This is a genomic window from Chryseobacterium lineare, from assembly GCF_977014045.1.
This window is the reverse complement of sequence record NZ_CDRNIQ010000001.1, coordinates 2,319,677-2,338,297: the sequence shown is the minus strand read 5'-3', so window position 1 is coordinate 2,338,297 and position 18,621 is coordinate 2,319,677. Positions and strand designations below refer to the sequence as shown.

The 18,621-nt window shown below is 36.7% G+C and carries 21 protein-coding genes; 14 read left to right on the top strand and 7 right to left on the bottom strand.

Going from position 1 to position 18,621, the window contains the following annotated elements; all coding sequences use genetic code 11:
* The 10 genes from ACWNCI_RS10310 to ACWNCI_RS10265 all read left to right on the top strand — a co-directional run bounded on the left by ACWNCI_RS10310 (position 1) and on the right by ACWNCI_RS10265 (position 9,279).
* The gene (locus ACWNCI_RS10310; RefSeq protein ID WP_449388234.1) at positions 1–1,143 is read left to right on the top strand and encodes an efflux RND transporter periplasmic adaptor subunit; all 1,143 of its coding nucleotides are present in this window, start codon (positions 1–3) and stop codon (positions 1,141–1,143) included.
* Between the two features lie 30 nt (positions 1,144–1,173).
* Positions 1,174–1,638, top strand: a complete 465-nt coding sequence (locus ACWNCI_RS10305) for a heme-binding domain-containing protein (protein WP_449388233.1) — start codon at positions 1,174–1,176, stop codon at positions 1,636–1,638.
* Between the two features lie 77 nt (positions 1,639–1,715).
* Entirely contained in the window at positions 1,716–4,223 is a 2,508-nt protein-coding gene (locus ACWNCI_RS10300; protein ID WP_449388232.1) for a cation-translocating P-type ATPase, read from the top strand.
* A 50-nt stretch (positions 4,224–4,273) separates the two neighbouring features.
* Positions 4,274–4,663: a hypothetical protein gene (locus ACWNCI_RS10295; protein ID WP_449388231.1), complete on the top strand. Its 390-nt coding sequence runs from the start codon at positions 4,274–4,276 to the stop codon at positions 4,661–4,663.
* Positions 4,664–4,743: 80 nt separating this feature from the next.
* A complete protein-coding gene (locus tag ACWNCI_RS10290; protein WP_449388230.1) occupies positions 4,744–5,190 on the top strand; it encodes a thioredoxin family protein in 447 nt (148 codons plus the stop codon).
* Between the two features lie 4 nt (positions 5,191–5,194).
* Positions 5,195–6,124, top strand: coding sequence for an FAD:protein FMN transferase (locus ACWNCI_RS10285; protein WP_449388229.1), 930 nt, complete (start codon positions 5,195–5,197; stop codon positions 6,122–6,124).
* A 118-nt stretch (positions 6,125–6,242) separates the two neighbouring features.
* Entirely contained in the window at positions 6,243–6,470 is a 228-nt protein-coding gene (locus ACWNCI_RS10280) for a DUF4266 domain-containing protein (protein WP_449388228.1), read from the top strand.
* A 29-nt stretch (positions 6,471–6,499) separates the two neighbouring features.
* Positions 6,500–7,690: a DUF3570 domain-containing protein gene (locus ACWNCI_RS10275; RefSeq protein ID WP_449388227.1), complete on the top strand. Its 1,191-nt coding sequence runs from the start codon at positions 6,500–6,502 to the stop codon at positions 7,688–7,690.
* A 7-nt stretch (positions 7,691–7,697) separates the two neighbouring features.
* Entirely contained in the window at positions 7,698–8,462 is a 765-nt protein-coding gene (locus ACWNCI_RS10270) for a phosphatase PAP2 family protein (RefSeq protein ID WP_449388226.1), read from the top strand.
* 301 nt (positions 8,463–8,763) lie between these two features.
* Positions 8,764–9,279: a thioredoxin family protein gene (locus ACWNCI_RS10265; RefSeq protein WP_449388225.1), complete on the top strand. Its 516-nt coding sequence runs from the start codon at positions 8,764–8,766 to the stop codon at positions 9,277–9,279.
* A 48-nt stretch (positions 9,280–9,327) separates the two neighbouring features.
* Here the strand turns inward: ACWNCI_RS10265 and ACWNCI_RS10260 are convergent, their stop codons facing one another.
* The 4 genes from ACWNCI_RS10260 to ACWNCI_RS10245 form a co-directional block, all read right to left on the bottom strand.
* Positions 9,328–9,723: a DUF7674 family protein gene (locus ACWNCI_RS10260; protein ID WP_346984409.1), complete on the bottom strand. Its 396-nt coding sequence runs from the start codon at positions 9,721–9,723 to the stop codon at positions 9,328–9,330.
* 48 nt (positions 9,724–9,771) lie between these two features.
* Entirely contained in the window at positions 9,772–9,903 is a 132-nt protein-coding gene (locus ACWNCI_RS10255) for a hypothetical protein (protein WP_346984410.1), read from the bottom strand.
* Positions 9,904–9,981: 78 nt separating this feature from the next.
* Positions 9,982–10,341, bottom strand: coding sequence for a DUF7674 family protein (locus ACWNCI_RS10250; RefSeq protein ID WP_449388224.1), 360 nt, complete (start codon positions 10,339–10,341; stop codon positions 9,982–9,984).
* 1 nt (position 10,342) lies between these two features.
* Entirely contained in the window at positions 10,343–10,501 is a 159-nt protein-coding gene (locus ACWNCI_RS10245) for a hypothetical protein (RefSeq protein ID WP_449388223.1), read from the bottom strand.
* A 206-nt stretch (positions 10,502–10,707) separates the two neighbouring features.
* Here ACWNCI_RS10245 and ACWNCI_RS10240 point away from each other — a divergent pair, with 206 nt between their 5' ends.
* From ACWNCI_RS10240 to ACWNCI_RS10225, 4 genes are all read left to right on the top strand, one after another.
* Entirely contained in the window at positions 10,708–11,721 is a 1,014-nt protein-coding gene (locus ACWNCI_RS10240) for a nucleoid-associated protein (RefSeq protein ID WP_449388222.1), read from the top strand.
* A gap of 281 nt (positions 11,722–12,002) precedes the next feature.
* Positions 12,003–14,195 (top strand): ATP-binding protein, encoded by a 2,193-nt coding sequence (locus ACWNCI_RS10235; protein ID WP_449388221.1) that lies wholly within the window; start codon positions 12,003–12,005, stop codon positions 14,193–14,195.
* A gap of 22 nt (positions 14,196–14,217) precedes the next feature.
* Positions 14,218–14,772, top strand: coding sequence for a biliverdin-producing heme oxygenase (locus ACWNCI_RS10230; RefSeq protein WP_449388220.1), 555 nt, complete (start codon positions 14,218–14,220; stop codon positions 14,770–14,772).
* Between the two features lie 186 nt (positions 14,773–14,958).
* Positions 14,959–15,885 (top strand): malate dehydrogenase, encoded by a 927-nt coding sequence (locus ACWNCI_RS10225; protein ID WP_449388219.1) that lies wholly within the window; start codon positions 14,959–14,961, stop codon positions 15,883–15,885.
* A 112-nt stretch (positions 15,886–15,997) separates the two neighbouring features.
* Here ACWNCI_RS10225 and ACWNCI_RS10220 read toward each other — a convergent pair whose 3' ends face one another.
* The 3 genes from ACWNCI_RS10220 to ACWNCI_RS10210 all read right to left on the bottom strand — a co-directional run bounded on the left by ACWNCI_RS10220 (position 15,998) and on the right by ACWNCI_RS10210 (position 18,526).
* Positions 15,998–16,786, bottom strand: a complete 789-nt coding sequence (locus ACWNCI_RS10220) for a helix-turn-helix domain-containing protein (protein ID WP_449388218.1) — start codon at positions 16,784–16,786, stop codon at positions 15,998–16,000.
* A 131-nt stretch (positions 16,787–16,917) separates the two neighbouring features.
* Positions 16,918–17,895, bottom strand: a complete 978-nt coding sequence (locus ACWNCI_RS10215) for an SDR family oxidoreductase (protein ID WP_449388217.1) — start codon at positions 17,893–17,895, stop codon at positions 16,918–16,920.
* A gap of 85 nt (positions 17,896–17,980) precedes the next feature.
* Positions 17,981–18,526 carry an NAD(P)H-dependent oxidoreductase gene (locus ACWNCI_RS10210; protein ID WP_449388216.1) on the bottom strand — a complete coding sequence of 182 codons (546 nt, stop codon included), beginning with the start codon at positions 18,524–18,526 and terminating at the stop codon, positions 17,981–17,983.
* Positions 18,527–18,621 lie beyond the last annotated feature (95 nt).

The window sequence follows — 18,621 nt, the reverse complement described above, 5'->3', positions numbered from 1 at the left end:
ATGAAACTTAAAAATAAAATTATATATTGCTTATTCACAGGATTGCTCATGTTCCATCAATGCAAAGACCATAAGAAAACCGATCCTGTTTCGGCACCTCCGAAAGATGAAAATGTGGTAATGCTTACCGATGCCCAATTGCGTAATGCACCAATAGAAACAACGACACTTTCTTTACAGAAAATTTCATCTGTTTTGAAGCTTAACGGAATGATTGATGTTCCGCCGCAAAATCTGGTTTCGGTGAGTATTCCATTAGGTGGTTATCTGAAATCGAGCAGCCTGCTTCCGGGAAAACCAGTTTCAAAAGGCCAGGTGATTGCTGTTATCGAAAATCCACAGTTTATTCAGCTTCAGCAGGATTATCTGATGGCAAAATCTAAAATGCATTTTGCACAACTGGACTATAATCGTCAAAAATTACTTAACCAAAGCCAGGCTACCAGCGATAAGGTGATGCAGCAGGCACAATCGGAAATGAACAGTCAGAAAATTTTAATGAATTCTCTGGCGCAGCAGCTCCGTCTCATCAATATCCGTCCGGAATCTCTTAATTCGGGGAATATTAAGAAGAGTGTTCCTGTTTATAGTACCATCAATGGTTTTGTGAGTAAGGTAAATGTGAATATCGGTAAATATGTAAATCCGTCTGACGTGCTTTTTGAGCTCATTAATCCGGATGATATTCATCTCAACCTGAAAGTATATGAAAAGGATCTGGAGAATCTTCATAAAGGGCAGCGGTTTGCGGCTTATACCAATGCCGCACCTGATAAAAAGTATTATGGCGAAATCCTGCTCATCAGCAAGGATATCAATCCCGGTGGCTGGGCTGAAGTACACTGTCATTTTGAAAAATACGATCAGAGTCTTGTTCCGGGAATGTATATGAATGCTGAAATAGAAACAAGTACCTCTTTTTCCAATGCGGTTCCTGAAGAAAGTATCGTCAATTTTGAAGGAAAAGACTTTGTTTTTGTGGAAGATAAAAAGCAAACCTACAGACTGACTCCCGTTACGTTGGGCGAAACAGAAAACGGATTCGTTCAGATCGTCAATTTTAATGATTTTAAACATAAAAAAATAGTCATCAGGAATGCCTATACACTTCTCATGAAACTCAAAAATACCGAGGGCGAATAAGAAAAAAATTAAACAATTAAATTTAAAAAAATGAAAACATCATCTTTAATAAAAGCAGGAGCAGGTTTCATTATCGTGTTACTGATCATTATTCAGTTCTTTGATGCTGAAAAAAACATAGCCGTCACTCCTTCAGAAAATGCCATTGAAAAACATCATGCTGTGACGGATCATGTGCGGAAATTATTAAAAATAAGCTGTTATGACTGTCATTCCAATACGACGGTTTATCCGGCGTATAACAATATCCAGCCAGTAAAATGGTGGCTGGCAGATCATGTGAATTCAGGGAAAAGGCATTTGAATTTTGATGAATTTAATACCTATTCTAAAGAGAAAAAACTGAAGAAACTGGATGAGATCGCAGAAACTGTCCGAAGCGGAGAAATGCCGCTGACTTCTTATACACTCATCCATCACAACGCAAAACTTTCTGATGTCGAAAAAGCTGAAATTGAACAGTGGGTAAATGAAGTGAAAAAACACATTGAATAATAGGATGTTAAAAAAACAGAAAGAATATTCTGCTAAAACAAAAACATTCAGTAATTTTAATACTATATCCATTTCGCATGACTAATATACCGGAAGATTTAAAAGGTCTTACAGAAGCTGAAGTAGCAGTTTCCAGAGAAAAATACGGATATAACCGATTGGAAACGGTTAAAAAAGAAACGTGGATGAGCCTGCTCATTAACATTCTGAAAGAGCCGATGCTTATTCTCCTTATATGTGTTTCCCTTATCTATGTGATAATTGGCGACTATGGAGAAGCTTTATTCATGTTGGCAGCTATCGTCGGAGTTACCGCAATTTCTTTTTATCAGGACAACCGAAGCAAAAAAGCTCTGGAAGAACTTGAAAAGCTCAATGAACCATTGAGTAAAGTAATCCGGAATTCAAAAATCATCGAAATCCCCACTTTTGAAATAGCTGTGGGAGATCTTTGCATTACCGAAGAGGGAAGTCTTATTAATGCAGATGGGAAAATTGTCCACAGTAATGATTTTTCTGTTAATGAATCTTCACTTACAGGAGAAAGTTTTTCTGTTTTCAAGGACAGCGGATCGGAAGATAATAAGGTCTATAGCGGAACAATCACCGTTTCAGGACTGGCTGTTTTTGAAGTGGAAAGCATCGGAAAGGAAACCAGGGTAGGTAAAATAGGGCAGTCTATACTGAATATCAAAGAAGAAATATCGCCTCTACAGCTTCAGATCAGAAATTTTGTAAAAGGAATGGCGATTATCGGGCTGATTATTTTTCTGGCAGTATGTGTTTTCAGTTTTATTAAAACAGGAGACTTTGTCGTCAGCTTATTGAGCGGACTTACCTTAGCAATGTCTGTACTTCCTGAAGAAATCCCTGTTGCTTTTACGACGTTTATGGCTTTAGGTGCCTGGAAACTCATGCGCGACGGAATCATCATCAAACGAAGCAGTATTGTGGAAACTCTCGGCAGTGTTACGGTAATCTGTACCGATAAAACAGGAACGATAACCGAAAACTCTATGCAGCTGAAACATCTGTATGATTACCGTTCTGATAAAGTTTATGAACAGGAAGAATTTCAATCGGAAAAACTGGACGAACTTATTGATTATGCCATGTGGAGCAGCGAACCCGTTCCGTTTGATCCCATGGAAATAACCCTGCATAAGATTTACGAGAAAACGCAGAATCCCGATAAAAGAAAAGACTATCAGCTATTCCATGAATATCCTCTGGAAGGAAAACCTCCTATGATGACCCATCTTTTTGAAAATGAACAAAAGAATCGGATTGTTGCGGCTAAAGGTGCTCCTGAAGCCATCATTAGTGTTTCCAGGCTTTCAGCACAAGAAAGGGATAAAATAAGAACGGTGATAAAAGAATTCGGGCAACAGGGCTACCGGGTTCTCGGTGTTGCCAAATCTCATTTTGAAGGAAATAATTTCCCTGAAAAACAGCAGGATTTCAGTTTTGATTTTTTAGGACTGACGGTATTTTATGATCCACCTAAAAAAGGAATAGAAAAAGTATTTCAGCATATTTATGATGCAGGTATTAAAGTAAAAGTTATTACAGGAGATAATGCAGATACAACACAAGCTATCGCCCTGCAGGCCGGGATTAAAAACAATGCTCATGCCGTAAATGGAAGTGAAATAACTGCAAGTTCGGAAGAAGATCTGATGAAGCTTTCTCGAAATACAACACTGTTTACCAGAATGTTTCCTGAAGCAAAGCTTAACGTGATCAATGCCCTGAAAGCGCAGGGAGATGTAGTGGCGATGCTCGGCGATGGCGTGAATGACGGACCGGCCTTAAAAGCCGCCCATATAGGCGTAGCCATGGGAAATAAAGGAACTGAAATTGCCAAATCAGCCGCTGCACTCGTGATTACAAATGATGATCTTGAAAAACTGGTTATTGGAATCGCTGCCGGACGTAGAATTTATGCCAACATAAAAAAAGCCGTTCAGTATATCATTTCGATTCATATTCCGATCATACTTACGGTTTCTTTACCGCTGTTTCTGGGATGGGTATTTCCGCATATATTTACTCCGGTACACGTCATTTTTCTTGAGCTGGTCATGGGACCTACGTGTTCTATTGTTTATGAAAACGAACCGATCGAAAGAAATGCAATGAAAAAACCTCCCAGAAAGCTTACAGATACTTTTCTGAACTGGAAGGAACTTATGGTAAGTATTATTCAGGGATTAATCATTACGGCAGGAATATTATGGATGTATCAGTATTCTGTTTATCATGAAAATAATGAAGAAAAAACCAGGGCATTGGTTTTCTGTACACTCATATTTGCCAATATATTACTGAGCCTGGTAAACCGTTCTTTCTATTACAGTGTATTGGAGAGTTTTAAAAACCACAACTTTTTACTTGCGGGAATTTCGGTATTGGTTCTGGTATTGATGTTTATCATTCTTTATGTAAGTCCGGTTTCAAGGTTCTTCAGTGTAACTTCTCTTACCATAAAAGAACTGGGATTGGCATTGCTTGTTGCCGCTATTTCTGTACTCTGGTTTGAAATTTATAAACTGATAAAAAGGCTTTACGCAGGAAATCATTAAACTTGAAAAAAAATAATCATTCTTAATCAATTATTTTATAATTTTGATCTGTGAAAAAGTTGATTTCCATATTGTTGCTGTCTCTGTATTTGGTTTCTACAACCGAATTGTATCAGTTGCTGAAAATACCGACTTTAATAGAACATTATTGTGAACATAAAAAACTCAATCCGGAAATGTCGCTTACCGCATTTCTGAAAACCCACTATGAAAATCCCGTGAAAGACGGCGATTATGGTAAAGATCAGAAACTGCCTTTTATCATTCATACAACGCCGCTGGCATTGGTTTTTATTGTCGGAGACACTTTTCACTTCGAACTTAAGAAAGATCATTTTAAACAGATAAAGTCCAGGAAAATACCTTCAAAAAACGATAAATTCTGTTATAAAGGGTTTTTAAGAACGGCCTGGGAGCCTCCAAAATATTTGTTTTCATAGTTCAATTTCATGATTGGGTTTTAAATATAAAACCATAACATCATAATTATAAATACAAACTCATTATAAATTTTAAAATAATGAAAACAATATTTTCAGCCATAGTAATGGTTGTGTTCGCTGTTGGCATTCACGCTCAGAGCCGTTTGGAGAATGCAAAAAAACAGGCTTCACAAAACAAAGAACTTATTTTGCTCAATTTTTCCGGCTCAGACTGGTGCATTCCGTGCATTAAACTTCATAAAAACATTATCAGGACAGATGAATTTAAAAAACTTGAAACCGAGAATGTAATGGTGTACATCAATGCAGATTTTCCCAGAAATAAGAAAAACCAACTTTCTCCCGAGCTGAAAAAGGAAAATGCTTCTCTTGCTGATCAGTACAATCCGAAAGGGATATTTCCTTATACGATTTTACTGAATTCCGACGGGAAGATTCTGAAAAGCTGGGAAGGTTTACCGTCTGAAAATGCAACGGCTTTCGTAAAGGAGATCCGGGATATCAAGGAAAATCAAAAACTGTAAGAGTATGTTGAAAGAATTCAAAAGACCTCAAAAACTCATGGGGAATGCTTTTGAAATTACCGTTGTAAGTGATGATGAAAAGACCGCGAACAGTCATATTGATGCTGCCATTGAGGAAATCCGGAGAATAGAAAAGCTGCTGACTACTTTCAGTGATGCAAGCCAGACCAATCTCATCAACAAAAATGCCGGAATACAGCCTGTAAAAGTTGACTGGGAAATCTTTGATCTGATCGAAAGAAGCCTCAGAATCAGTAAAATTACAAACGGATATTTCGATATTTCCTATGGTGGAATTGATAAAAGTTTCTGGAATTTCGATAAAGAAATGAAACAGCTTCCTGATCCTGATTTGATTAAAAAACATTTGAAACTGGTTGATTATCAAAATATTATTCTTGACCGGAAAAACCAGACTGTTTTTCTAAAGGAAAAAGGAATGCGGATCGGTTTTGGAGGAATCGGAAAAGGCTACGCTGCAGAAATGGCAAAACGCATGCTTCAGAATCGTGGAGTCGTTTCAGGAATTGTCAATGCTTCAGGAGATCTTACGACTTGGGGAAATCAGGCCAACGGAAAACCCTGGACGGTCGGAATTGCCGATCCCGACAACTCCAAACAGCCGTTTTCCTATATGAACATCACAGATATGGCCGTCGCAACCTCCGGGAATTACGAAAAATTTGTCGTCATCAACGGTAAAAAATATTCTCATACCATTAATCCCAAAACAGGAATGCCTGTTTCAGGCGTGAAAAGTGTAACGATTTTTTGTCCCAACGCAGAAATTGCCGATGCAATGGCAACTCCCGTAAGTATTATGGGAATTGATGCTGCACTCAATATGGTCAATCAGATCAATCATCTGGAATGTATCATTATCGACGATCAGGACAGGATTTACTCATCACAGAACATCAATGTAAAGAATTAACCTAGAAAAGAACACATCAGATTGTAACATTAAAAATTAGTTTTTTGCTTAATAAGCTTAATTCAAATGGATTAATTGCTGATGGTAAAGATGTGTTTGATTAAAAAAAGAAATCAAAATGAAAAAATTCATAAAAATAATCGCGGCGATTTGTGTATTAGCCGTAACTATTTCAGTGCAGTCCTGCACAACCGTAAAAGAATACGAAAAAAATAAACTTAACGATGCCGAAATGGTACTTGGCAACCGAACCATTGAAAAAACCGAACTCAGTTTTCAGTCTTACAGAGAAGGTTCTTCAGGAGCCAATGCAGGAAAAGTAGGAGGTGGCTGCGGGTGTAATTAAAACCAGGGGTAATTGTAAAAATTTAAAAAATGAAAAAAATTATAATAAGCATCGTTACTCTTATCGGGATTTTTAATGCAAAAGCGCAGGAAAATACAGGCAATGAACAGCCAAAGAAACTGACTTTGGATGAAGCAAACTTAGTTTCCAGCTATTACAGGCAAAACGGAAACAACTCCGCAGTGACAGGCGGAATCGGAACTGAAAAGCTGACAGACATCTCCAATACCATCGATGTAACCATGGTAAAATATGACAAAAAAGACAGAAAAAACAAATTCGGACTTAGTGTAGGAATCGATCATTATACATCGGCATCTTCTGATATGATTGACCTGAAGGCGAATTCTTCTGCTTCTCATGCCGATACCAGAATTTATCCTGCATTGAGCTGGAGCCGTGAAAATGAAAGCAAAGGCACAACATTAATGGCCGGCGTTTCTTATTCCGGAGAGTTTGATTATCAGTCTTTTGGTGCGAATATCGGGGTTTCTCAAAAAACAAAGAACAGGATGGGAGAATTTACCGCAAAATTTCAGGCATATCTGGACCAGGTAAAACTTATTGCTCCTATTGAACTGCGAACCAATGGAAATACCGGCGGTGAACACGAAAATTACGGAAGCAGTGGAAGAAATACATTTGCTTTATCTTTGTCTTATTCTCAAATCATCAATCAGAACTTTCAGGTTGAGCTTCTGGCAGACGGAGTTCAGCAGAAAGGATATTTAAGTTTGCCTTTTCACAGAGTTTATTTTAGTGATAATTCTGTTCACCAGGAAGCTTTACCGGATAAAAGATTCAAAATACCGTTGGGGGTAAGAGCTAATTATTTTTTCGGGGATAAAGTGATTCTGAGAGCTTATTATCGGTACTATACTGACGACTGGGGCTTGAAATCAAATACATTCAGTCTGGAAACGCCTGTGAAGATTTCCCCATTTTTGTCGGTAAGTCCGTTTTACAGATATTATTCTCAGACGGCCGCCAAATATTTTGCTCCTTATCAGCAGCATACGGCGTTTGATGATTTTTATACCAGCAATTATGACCTGTCGAAATTTGACAGTCATTTTTACGGTGCTGGCATCCGGATCAGCCCAAAGAACGGACTGTTTGGTATAGAACGACTCAATATGCTGGAAATCCGGTATGGTCATTATACAAAATCTGTGGGAATGAAGTCTGATATTATTTCATTAAATGTAAGATTCAAATAAAAAGCCAATGAAACTAATAGCACTAGCTGCTTTAATCTGTTCGGGGATATCCTTCGGACAGGTTAAAGCAGATTCTTCAGGATCTATAGACAGTATTTCCAGTTACAAGGATGATATTTACAGACCCAATTATAAAAAACTGATTGTACCGACAGTTTTCATAGCATATGGCGTGGTAAGCTTAACTTCTGATGCGCTTAAAGATCTTAACAGATCCACCAAATATGAAATAGGAGAACATCAGCCGAAACATATTAAACTGGATAATTATACGCAATATCTTCCGGCAGTGATGGTTTATGGATACAACCTCGCAGGGATTAAAGGAAAACATAATCTTAAAGACAGAACAATTATATACGGAACATCACAATTAATTTCTGCTGTTTTTGTGTTGCCTTTAAAGCATATGGTAAAAGAAGAGCGCCCGGATGGTTCAAACGCTCTTTCATTTCCTTCGGGACATACAGCCGCGGCTTTTTCTTCAGCTCAATTTCTTTTCAGAGAATATAAAGATGAGAATTTCTGGCTGGCGATTTCGGGATATCCTGTTGCCGTTTTTACAGGAGTTTACCGTACCCTGAATGATAAACACTGGGTCGGAGATGTTGTTGCAGGCGCCGGATTCGGGATTTTAAGTACAGAGTTGGCTTACTGGCTGTTTCCTGTGATCAATAAAATGTTTAATAAAAAGGAATCTAAGAATTTTACATTTATTTATCCGGTTTTAGAATCTAAAAATTTTGGAGCAGGATTGGTGTTGAATTTTTAATATTCATTAAGGTTGTTTAACCTTTTTTATTTAACTGCAAAAGTTACACAAAAGATAAAAAATTTCTATCATAAGCAATTTTTATAAAAGAAAAAAGCTAACAATAGTTTTAAAAATCTTTGATTAGCTCATAAAAACTTTTTAAACTTGTCTTTTGCAACTTTTGCGGTTAAATCCAATATTAGTTTATCATAGGTTTATTATTAAATTATTTTAGTCAAACCAAGGTTATAAAAAAAATATTTTTACGGTAAGCAGGAAAAAGTTTACATTCGTATGAATTAATTTAAAAACCATTCAAATGAAATTTTCAAAAATACTTGTCATCGCAGGATTATTACTGTTTCAGCTCAATTTTGCACAGGAAAAAGCAGATATTGTTCTCAACAAAGCGCTTACTGAAGCCAAGGCAAAGAATAAAAATGTACTTCTTGTTTTTCATGCCTCTTGGTGCAAATGGTGCTACGTCATGGAAAAGAATATGAATCTTCCGGAAACAAAACCGATTTTTGAAAAGAAATTCGTTACGGCGTACGTAGACGTTCAGGAAATGGGCGACAAGAAAAAGCTTGAAAACCCGGGTGGCGAAGAATTGATGGACAAGTACAAAGGAAAAGATGCCGGACTTCCGTTTTGGCTGGTTATCAATCCGAAAGGTGAAGTTCTCGCCGATTCTTTCAACGATAAAAATGAAAATCTCGGTTGCCCTTCAACGGGTGAGGAAGTGGATATGTTTGCTGCAAAACTTAAAAAATCTTCCGGGATGAATACCAAAGAACTTCAAACGGTAAAAGAAGTTTTTATGAAGAAAAACTAACGAGAATCGGCGAAACCAAAGGTTTCGCCGATTCTTTTAAACGGTATATTATTTTCCAAAAAATATTTTATCCTGTTTCCGCTGATCGTTATAGATCAACTGAAAATTTATAGGCATATATTGATAGAGAAGTTTCCAGTGCTGTATTTTAGCATGCTTTTTAAAGCTTTCAAATGATCTCACGAAAAGATTTTCAATCATATCCCGCACATAAGAATCGCCATTTTTGTAGATCATATCCATCAGTTTGATGTGATGGGAAATAATATTGATTCTTGATTCCATCAGCAGGTTTTTCAGATAATTGATCGTACTTTGGATCACTCCTGCAAAATTATCCTGTATAGACAATTGTGTAATTTCGGTGCGAAGTCGCGGGTAAAAAAACTTTAGATATTCAACAGCAATTTTTTGATTAATCTTTTGCATCTGTGCATTCATCATAATTAATATTTTCGAGCATTTTTATTGACACGAAAACTGTACCAAAGTTTAGAGACAAGCTGCAAAAATAAATACTCCGACAATCACTGCAATATGAGTGGCCAAAATCTCAATATTATGCCTTTCCACCGTAGTTTTACACGTTTTCCAGTCAGAGATTCTTCTTACTTTTGTTTTCATATTCTTCTGATTTTTAATAGATTTAATTTTTATGTTGTTTTGTATTTCTGTAATGAAAGTCTTAAAAAATGTAATAAATCATATGCCATGACAGTAAATCTGCCGGCTATACATCTTTCTCAGATCTTCTGAAATGCAGGAGAAAATCATTTTCCTGTATTCTTCACTACAGAAAACGGTAAAATTGTCCAGTGAATAAATAAAAGTATTCTCTATTGCATTTTTCATGACATTATCGCCGTTTGCATATATTTTATTCACTTTTTTCAGACACTTGAATAAGAGATTTCTGTCGTTCTGACGGATCATGTTTTTAATTCTGTCCGTAAATGTCTGCATGGTATGATAAGGACTTTGGATTCTGTTTTCCTTAATAAGTTCATTCTCAATGTCAGGAATTATTTCTGCAATTTCTTGGGTGGCTTCTAAATAATTCATATCAATTTATTTCTAAAAATTTTATGGTTGCTCCGAAAATAAAAACGGCCAGAAATGCCATCAGTAAAAGGTGATAAGGCTTCAGCCATTTCGGAGTTTCCGGTCCTTTACTTTTTGATCTTCTCAGCGTATCTATTCTGTTTAATGTCTTTAGGTCCATATCTGTATGTTTTGAGAATCATGATGCCAATTGTATTCCTTTAGAATTTATTTTGAATTAAATATTTGATATTTAAACAGTTGTGAATTTATTTGATTTTATTTAAAACAAAAAAACGTGTCAGAATGATAAGTATTTTATCAGAATGAAATAGTATTGATTGTCTGATTTAATTAATATCTTTGCAGTCCAAAAATATTCAGGAGATGTTTTCAAAAATCGTAGTACACAGAGTAGGAAATAAAATCAACGGAGAATCTTTAATGCTTTCTCAGGAAGAACTACAGCTGGATGAAGGAATGGCGGAGCTGCTTGAAAATTACTTTTTAGGATCTTTCAAATCTGAAGAAACATTCCATTTCTACAGCGATTCTTATCTGGTCAATAATCCGGTGTACAGTTCGGTGTCCGAGATTTTTGAGGATAAGGCCAAGTTTATGTGGGAATCCGAAAATATCGCAAAACATCTTTTTGAAGCCGCTGAAAACCCGAGAGTTCAGGGTGGAGAATTATTTATTGTTTACTTTGAAGACGAAAGAGAAGGAACAGAAAAAGTAGATAAAATCGGAATCTTTAAAACTGAAAAAAGAGAATCTTTCCTTAAAATTTCTCCTCAGGAAGAGAACTTTGAAATTGAAAAGGACCAGGGAATCGGTCTTTCAAAAATTGATAAGGCGGCCTTGATCTACAATAATGATAAAGAAACCGGATATATACTTTCTGTTGTAGACAACAATAAAAATGGAGATATGTATTACTGGTTTGAGGATTTTTTAAAGGTAAAACAGCGTGACGACGAATATTTTCATACTCAGGAAGCTTTGATGGTGTATAAAGATTATATTACCAAACAATTGCCTCAAGAATTTGAAGTTTCCAAAGCAGATCAGGCAGACTTTTTAAATAAATCAATCAATTTTTTCAAAGAAAAAGAAGAATTTAAGCTGGATGAATTTGCGAGCGAAGTTCTGGGTGACGAGCATGTGATCGAGAGTTTTAATAATTTTAAGACAGATTACGAACAGGATATGCAGATCAATATCGCTGAAGAATTTCCGATCAGTGAAGCTGCCGTGAAAAAAACGCAGAGGCATTTTAAAAGTATTATCAAATTAGATAAAAACTTCCATATCTATATTCACGGAGACCGGAAAAAAATTGCACAGGGAGAGGATGAGCACGGAAAATATTATATGCTGTATTTTGAAAAAGAAGTGTAATTTCTTTTAATATTTCAGCTTTTTTCAAAATCAATTCACAGCTATGTGGAAAATTCGTGGCTGATGAAAAAAGAGACCGGTAAACTAAATATCTTTTTAAGTGAATTTTTTGATTTCCAGAACAATATAATGTTGCGATTTAAGAGGCCAAACTCTTTGTAATTGCTTAAAAATACCCTTATTCAGAGGGATTAGAGAGTGTTTTTTTGTGGTATGCGTTTCTTTGAAAAAACTACCACAGGTTTAAAAATTTCTCTATATTTGATTGATCAAAGTATAATATGAATTTTGTAGAGTGTCATGAAGAGCCTATCCATATTCCGGGCTATATACAAAGTTTTGGCTATCTGATTGGCATCGACGCAGAATCTCATTCCATCACTTTTTTCAGCAAGAATATCGAGGATATTTTTAAAATCGAAAGCCCGGAAAAGCTTTTCGATAAAAAGCTTACAGACTTTCCTGAAGTTTTCGAAACTGTCGTTAATTCCGATATTTATCGCTCTCTTCCGAATTTCACCAGGAGAGAAAACGAAACTTTTTTTGATAAAATTTTTATCGAAGACAAGCAATATCATTTATCCGCTTTCCGAAGCAAGAGCAATATCTTTCTTGAATTTGAAAAAGTTCTGGTTAATCCCCATAAACAGATTTCCAATAAATATGATAATTTTTATATTGTAGATAATGATCAGGAGATATGGGATCTGCTTTTGAACACCTTATCGAAAATCGTGAATTACGACCGTATGATGGTGTACAAATTCATGATGGACGGATCCGGGAAAGTAGTCGCCGAAAAAACCAACGATAATCTTGAAAGCTATCTGGGACTTCATTATCCCGAATCTGACATCCCGATACAGGCGAGGGAACTTTATCTTAAAAAAAGAAAAAGAATTTTCAGCAATGTATATTCGGAACCGGTGCCGCTTTTAAGCAAAAACCTGGAAAGCATCGATCTTACATACAGTACTTCCCGGGGGATGTCGCCTATCCACGGACAATACATTAAAAACTCTGGAGCTTCTTCAAGTTTCAGTATTTCAATTATTATTGATGATTATCTGTGGGGGCTGGTTACCTGCCAGAATTCCCAACCGAAGCATATCGACCTTGAAGACAGAGTGCAGGCCGGGATTTTCACGGCATTGGCTTCAAATGCCTACTCATCTTTTAAATCAAAAAATGAACTGAATTACCGTCTGAAGCTGAATGAAAAATCTGCTCATTTAAAAACGGAATTCTTAAAATACAACAGCTTATTTGATTCTTTAACGGAAAATAAAGCGGAGATCAGAGATTTTCTTGAAGCAGATGGTTTGGCCGTTATTGCCGAGGAAAAAATTGTCACGGAAGGAAGCACACCCGATGTTGCCACTATCGAAAAAATCACCCAATGGGCGCATCAGTACACGGAAGACAGCATTTATCTCAGCCGCAGTTTCCTGAAAGATCATGGAAAAGAGCTAGGGCTGGACGAAAGGGCTGCCGGTGTAGTGATCTATTTTGTGGAAAGAAGTAAAAATAATGTCCTTATCTGGTTCAGAAAAGAATTTGATGAACATATCGACTGGGCCGGAAATCCTAAAAAGAAAATTGAAGTAATCTACCGTGACGGAGAGGAAAAAAAGATGGTTTCCCCGAGAACGTCTTTTAAGATTTTTACGGAAGATATAAAAGGTAATTCCAAGCGATGGAATTCCAGAAATGTTGCTGCGCTGCAGGTTGTACGCGATCTGATCTTAGAAACTTCACATAAAAATTACAATACGATCAAAAGGCTCAATGATGAGCTTAAGAAGGTAAATGAAGAGCTTGACAGTTTTTCTTACACGATTTCCCATGACCTGGGGACTCCGCTGACCGTCATGAAGCTGAATGCACAGATGCTGCTCAAAACACTTACGGATCCATCGGAAAAAAGCCGCAATAAGATCAATTCCATCATTGAAGAGATCGACAGTATGGCAGAAATGATGCATGATGTTTTACAGTTGAGCCGTGCAAAGCACAGTGAAATTCAGCTGGAAAGCCTTGAGACCTATCAAACCATTGAAAAGATTATTGAGAACGCAAAAATCACTTTCGGAACTCCGGCCAGTGAGGTTGTTATTAAGGAATGCCCTAAAGTTCTTGCCGATAAGACAATGCTTCACCAGGCGTTTTTAAATATCATTAATAACGCCATAAAATATTCTTCGCAACAGGAAAATCCTAAGGTAGAAATTGAAGGCATTGAAGATGGCGATATGGTCATCTACCGAATTTCAGACAACGGAATTGGTATTCCAAAGGAGAATAAACATAAGATGTTTAAAATTTTCAACAGAATGGACAATGCCAAAAAGTTCAAAGGAAATGGAGTGGGATTGTCAATTGTTCACAGAATTATGAGAAGAATTGGAGGAAGTGTAGACTATGAAAGCAGCCCCAATGGCACATCATTTATTTTAACATTTAAAAAACCGTAAATACGGGACTATTTAAATCCTTATGACGATATCAGAATATCTAAAACAAAATACGGCAGAATATCATGATGCTGCCGAAAAGCTATTTAATTCACAAAAAATTTTCAGTAAAACATTTACGTTTGAAGATTATAGAAAAATAATAATTACCAATTATATGATGCTTCTTCATTCGGAAGACAAGATCTTTGGTAAACTTTCTGAAAAATTCTCGGAAAAACTTCAGCTTAATGACAGAAAAAAACTTCCTTTGATTGAGGAAGACCTTAAAAGTCTCGCATTGAAAAATAGTACTGCTTCACACGAACTGGAATTTATGAATGAATGTGAAGCTTTTGGCGCGATGTACGTGATAGAAGGCTCTACCTTAGGCGGAAATGTTATCGCCAAACAACTTTCCAGAACAGAAGGTTTTGATGGTGTGACTTTCAATTTCTTTGGCTGCTATCATGAAAATACGGGTGCCATGTGGAAAGATTTTAAAGAAGTTCTCGATACAGAATTTCATGAAGAGCAATATGCAGAAGTGTTGTCGGGAGCAAAAAAATTGTACACCTTCCTGCTGAATGTCAATTAATCTTCTTTTACATTCTAAATAACATTTTTAAAGATAATTAAATTCCTGAAAGATTGCTCAATTTTTCAGGAATTGTTAAATTTGGGAGCTTTCAATTTTAAAAAGAAGCAATTCAAAAAATAAATCAAAATGAAACCGTAAGGTTCTGTAATGACAAATTAATAAACAATATAAAAAGTATATATTATGAAAGTAACTGTAGTAGGTGCAGGCGCTGTAGGTGCAAGCTGTGCAGAATACATCGCAATGAAAAACTTCTGTTCAGAAGTAGTTTTAGTAGACATTAAAGAAGGATTTGCTGAAGGTAAGGCAATGGATTTGATGCAGACAGCATCTCTTAACGGATTCGATACAAAAATTACCGGAACAACAGGAGATTACAGCAAAACTGCAGGTTCTCATGTAGCCGTTATTACTTCAGGTATCCCAAGAAAACCGGGAATGACGAGAGAAGAGCTGATCGGTATTAATGCAGGAATCGTAAAAGACGTTACCGAAAACTTAGTAAAACATTCTCCGGAGGTAATCATCATCGTGGTTTCCAACCCAATGGATACAATGGCTTACCTTGTACATAAAACTTCAGGTCTTCCTAAGCACAAGATCATCGGAATGGGGGGTGCGTTGGATTCTGCAAGATTCAAATACAGATTGGCTGAAGCGTTGGAAGCTCCAATTTCAGACGTAGACGGAATGGTAATCGCTGCTCACAGTGATACAGGAATGGTTCCTCTATTGAGCAAAGCAACAAGAAACGGAGTTCCTGTAACTGAATTCCTTGATGCTGAGCAACAAAAATATGTAATCGAAGAAACAAAAGTAGGAGGCGCAACCCTTACTAAATTATTAGGAACTTCTGCATGGTACGCACCGGGCGCTGCGGTTTCTGTGATGGTTCAGGCAATTGCCTGCGATCAGAAAAAAATGATTCCTTGTTCTTTAATGCTTGAAGGTGAATACGGACAAAATGATATCTGCCTTGGTGTTCCGGCGATTATAGGAGCAAATGGTGTGGAAAAAATCGTAAACGTAACCCTTACGGCGGAAGAGCAATTGAAATTCGCTGAAGCTGCCAATGCAGTGAGAGAAGTGAATGGAGATTTGAAGTTTTAATGATAAAACTTTATATATATCTTATATATGGAAGCCGCGCCCGAAGGGCGCGGCTTCTTTGGTACTGCAACTATTTCAGTATTTCATAAATTTATATACCTGAAATGTTGAATCATGCCTTTCCAACTTCCGAAGGCGAAACACCAAATTCTTTTTTAAAGGCAAAGGAAAAATGCGATAGATCCTCAAACCCCAGATCAAGATAAATGTCGCTTGGCTTTTTATACTCTTTATCTAAAAGAAAATACGCTTCCTGAAGACGTTTTTTAATGAGCCATTTCCCGGGAGCTGTATTGAAAAGCGCTTTAAAATCTCTTTTGAAAGTAGATAAACTTCTTCCGGTCATGAAAGCAAAACGTTCCAGGCTGATATTGAATTTATAATTCTGATTCATAAAGTATTCCAGATCGATCTTATGAGGAATATTAAAATTAAATAATATATCTTTCAGATCAGGATTGTTCTTCAGTAAAATCATTAACAGCTCTTCACGTTTGATATCGACAAAGTCATCATCCAGTTTTTCAGTTCCGTTATAATACGGTTCCAGCGACTGTACAAAATTTTTGACCAGAATATCTTCTTTTATGAATAGAAATGAATCATTGTAATCTGTTGCTTCGGCAACGTAAGGATGTCGTTCCAGGAATTTCCTCAAAAAAGGTTCATCGAAAGTAATGATTACCTTTTCAAACTTTCCATCATCTTTATATTTTGTATAGCGGACCAGGTGGTTTTTCCTTGCAATACAATAATCTCCGGGATTCATATTGTAATGATTATGACCGTCGTAAGCAACCATCGAACCTTTAAGCAAAAACAAAAAGAAATGCTCAGGGATAAACTGCTCAGGAGATATTTCGGGTCCTAAATGACAAGATTTCAGATTGTTGAACTTCATTTTAATAATTTTCCTTTGTTGTGATACGAAAGAAATAAATCAATCAAGACCGTGAAAAATTCGCTAAAAAATATTGATTCTCTGGAATAAATTCAACTTCCCGGTCTTTTAAAATTAAATATAAGCTAAATCTATGAACCTGCCATCAGACTATCAGCACTAGCCAGTAAAGCTTCTTCCCGGCTTCTCGGATTCCAGTGCAGAATGGTTCTTGCTTTTTGATTCGACATTTCTTTGTAAAATTCTTTGCTGATGGGTTCAAGTTTTTTAATATTGGCGGTGTATTCCGGCCTTTCTTTTTTAAATAACTCCGCAACATCATAGAAGCTCATCACCCCATCTGCAGTTGCAATAAAACGTTGTCCGGCTGCATCAGGGCTTAACATGGCTTTAATATGAATATCCGCAACATCCCGAACATCTACAACTCCCATTGTGAAAGTTGGAGTATATTCCATACTCCCGTTCAGAATTCCAGAAACGGCAATATCCAGAGAAGCAGAAGTAATTCCTCCAAGCGCAGGTCCAAAAATTCCTACAGGGTTAATGACCGACAGTTCCAGTCTGTTTCCTTCATTTTTGATGAAATCCCATGCGGCTTTTTCAGCAACGGTTTTTGATTTGATGTAGGCCGGAAGCCCTGCATTTACATCCGTCCAGTCTTCCTCTGTGAAAATATGATCTTTTATATTTTTGCTGTATCCGACTGCTGCAAAAGAAGAAGTAAAAACCACCTTTTTTACATTGGCATCCCGAGAGGCTTTCAATACCCGTAAAGCGCCGTCTCTTGCCGGAATGATTAATTCATTTTCGTCTTTGGGATCCTGTGCCGGAAAAGGAGAGGCCACATGCAGGACATAATCAGAGCCTTTTATGGCTTCATTCCAGTTGTTGTCACTCGTAAGATCGGCTTCAAAAAAAGTAAGATGAGAAAAATCTGAAATTCCGCCTTCTTCCAGTGCTTTGATGATGTTGTCTTTTTTCGTGAATGAACGAAGGGTGGTTCTTACTTCGTATCCTTGTTGTAATAGCTGAAGAATAGTATGAACTCCTAAAAACCCTGTTCCTCCCGTTACCAAAACGGTTTTCTTTGTCTGTGCGTTTTCCATTGTATTTACATTTTACAGCACAAAGTTGAGATTTATTTGAAGTTTACATTTTGTTGTACAGTTCAAATTTTGTTTGTTGAGGGGTTCATTCAAATGAATGCAATAGGCTTATCAATCTTTTTGCCTGCTCCCTTGCTCTCTCTTTTACATTTTCTTCCGTATAACCTGCATTGATCGAGGTTCCGTGAAAATAAAAAGGATTTATATAATTCATTTGCGTATAATAAGCGGTTTGTTCCAGATTTTTGCAGAATTCATAGACTCTGAAATGATGCTCTCCCAATGTATAATATTCGCTTTCTGGGGCTCCTACGGTGAAACTGGGAATGAAATTCTTCCCTTTTAATTTGTCTCCTTTTGAACCGTAGGCAAATTGGTATTCTAAAACCATGTCAAACCAGAGTTTTAAGATCGCAGGCATATTATACCAGTACACGGGATATTGGAAAACAATGTTTTTATGTTTTAATAAAGCTTCCTGCTCCGCTTTTATATCAATCTTGTAATCCGGGTATAACTGGGCTAGACTTCGGATTTCAATTTCAAGATCGCTTTGCTCAAGTTCTTTGATGATGGTTTTGTTTGCTAAAGATTGTTCAATATTCGGATGTCCGAGAATAATTAGGGCCATATCTAATATTTATTTAAATGAAATTTCTGTTGCTGATGATAATAACTTATTTTAACTATAAAATTGATAGTTGCAAAATTACCCTGCCTTACATA

What these genes read in the sequence shown, in the direction of transcription:
- ACWNCI_RS10310 (WP_449388234.1), top strand. Translation starts at nt 1, where the DNA reads ATGAAACTTAAAAATAAAATTATATATTGCTTATTCACAGGATTGCTC.
- ACWNCI_RS10305 (WP_449388233.1), top strand. Translation starts at nt 1,174, where the DNA reads ATGAAAACATCATCTTTAATAAAAGCAGGAGCAGGTTTCATTATCGTG.
- ACWNCI_RS10300 (WP_449388232.1), top strand. Translation starts at nt 1,716, where the DNA reads ATGACTAATATACCGGAAGATTTAAAAGGTCTTACAGAAGCTGAAGTA.
- ACWNCI_RS10290 (WP_449388230.1), top strand. Translation starts at nt 4,744, where the DNA reads ATGAAAACAATATTTTCAGCCATAGTAATGGTTGTGTTCGCTGTTGGC.
- ACWNCI_RS10285 (WP_449388229.1), top strand. Translation starts at nt 5,195, where the DNA reads ATGTTGAAAGAATTCAAAAGACCTCAAAAACTCATGGGGAATGCTTTT.
- ACWNCI_RS10280 (WP_449388228.1), top strand. Translation starts at nt 6,243, where the DNA reads ATGAAAAAATTCATAAAAATAATCGCGGCGATTTGTGTATTAGCCGTA.
- ACWNCI_RS10275 (WP_449388227.1), top strand. Translation starts at nt 6,500, where the DNA reads ATGAAAAAAATTATAATAAGCATCGTTACTCTTATCGGGATTTTTAAT.
- ACWNCI_RS10270 (WP_449388226.1), top strand. Translation starts at nt 7,698, where the DNA reads ATGAAACTAATAGCACTAGCTGCTTTAATCTGTTCGGGGATATCCTTC.
- ACWNCI_RS10265 (WP_449388225.1), top strand. Translation starts at nt 8,764, where the DNA reads ATGAAATTTTCAAAAATACTTGTCATCGCAGGATTATTACTGTTTCAG.
- ACWNCI_RS10260 (WP_346984409.1), bottom strand. Translation starts at nt 9,723, where the DNA reads ATGATGAATGCACAGATGCAAAAGATTAATCAAAAAATTGCTGTTGAA.
- ACWNCI_RS10255 (WP_346984410.1), bottom strand. Translation starts at nt 9,903, where the DNA reads ATGAAAACAAAAGTAAGAAGAATCTCTGACTGGAAAACGTGTAAAACT.
- ACWNCI_RS10250 (WP_449388224.1), bottom strand. Translation starts at nt 10,341, where the DNA reads ATGAATTATTTAGAAGCCACCCAAGAAATTGCAGAAATAATTCCTGAC.
- ACWNCI_RS10245 (WP_449388223.1), bottom strand. Translation starts at nt 10,501, where the DNA reads ATGGACCTAAAGACATTAAACAGAATAGATACGCTGAGAAGATCAAAA.
- ACWNCI_RS10240 (WP_449388222.1), top strand. Translation starts at nt 10,708, where the DNA reads ATGTTTTCAAAAATCGTAGTACACAGAGTAGGAAATAAAATCAACGGA.
- ACWNCI_RS10235 (WP_449388221.1), top strand. Translation starts at nt 12,003, where the DNA reads ATGAATTTTGTAGAGTGTCATGAAGAGCCTATCCATATTCCGGGCTAT.
- ACWNCI_RS10230 (WP_449388220.1), top strand. Translation starts at nt 14,218, where the DNA reads ATGACGATATCAGAATATCTAAAACAAAATACGGCAGAATATCATGAT.
- ACWNCI_RS10225 (WP_449388219.1), top strand. Translation starts at nt 14,959, where the DNA reads ATGAAAGTAACTGTAGTAGGTGCAGGCGCTGTAGGTGCAAGCTGTGCA.
- ACWNCI_RS10220 (WP_449388218.1), bottom strand. Translation starts at nt 16,786, where the DNA reads ATGAAGTTCAACAATCTGAAATCTTGTCATTTAGGACCCGAAATATCT.
- ACWNCI_RS10215 (WP_449388217.1), bottom strand. Translation starts at nt 17,895, where the DNA reads ATGGAAAACGCACAGACAAAGAAAACCGTTTTGGTAACGGGAGGAACA.
- ACWNCI_RS10210 (WP_449388216.1), bottom strand. Translation starts at nt 18,526, where the DNA reads ATGGCCCTAATTATTCTCGGACATCCGAATATTGAACAATCTTTAGCA.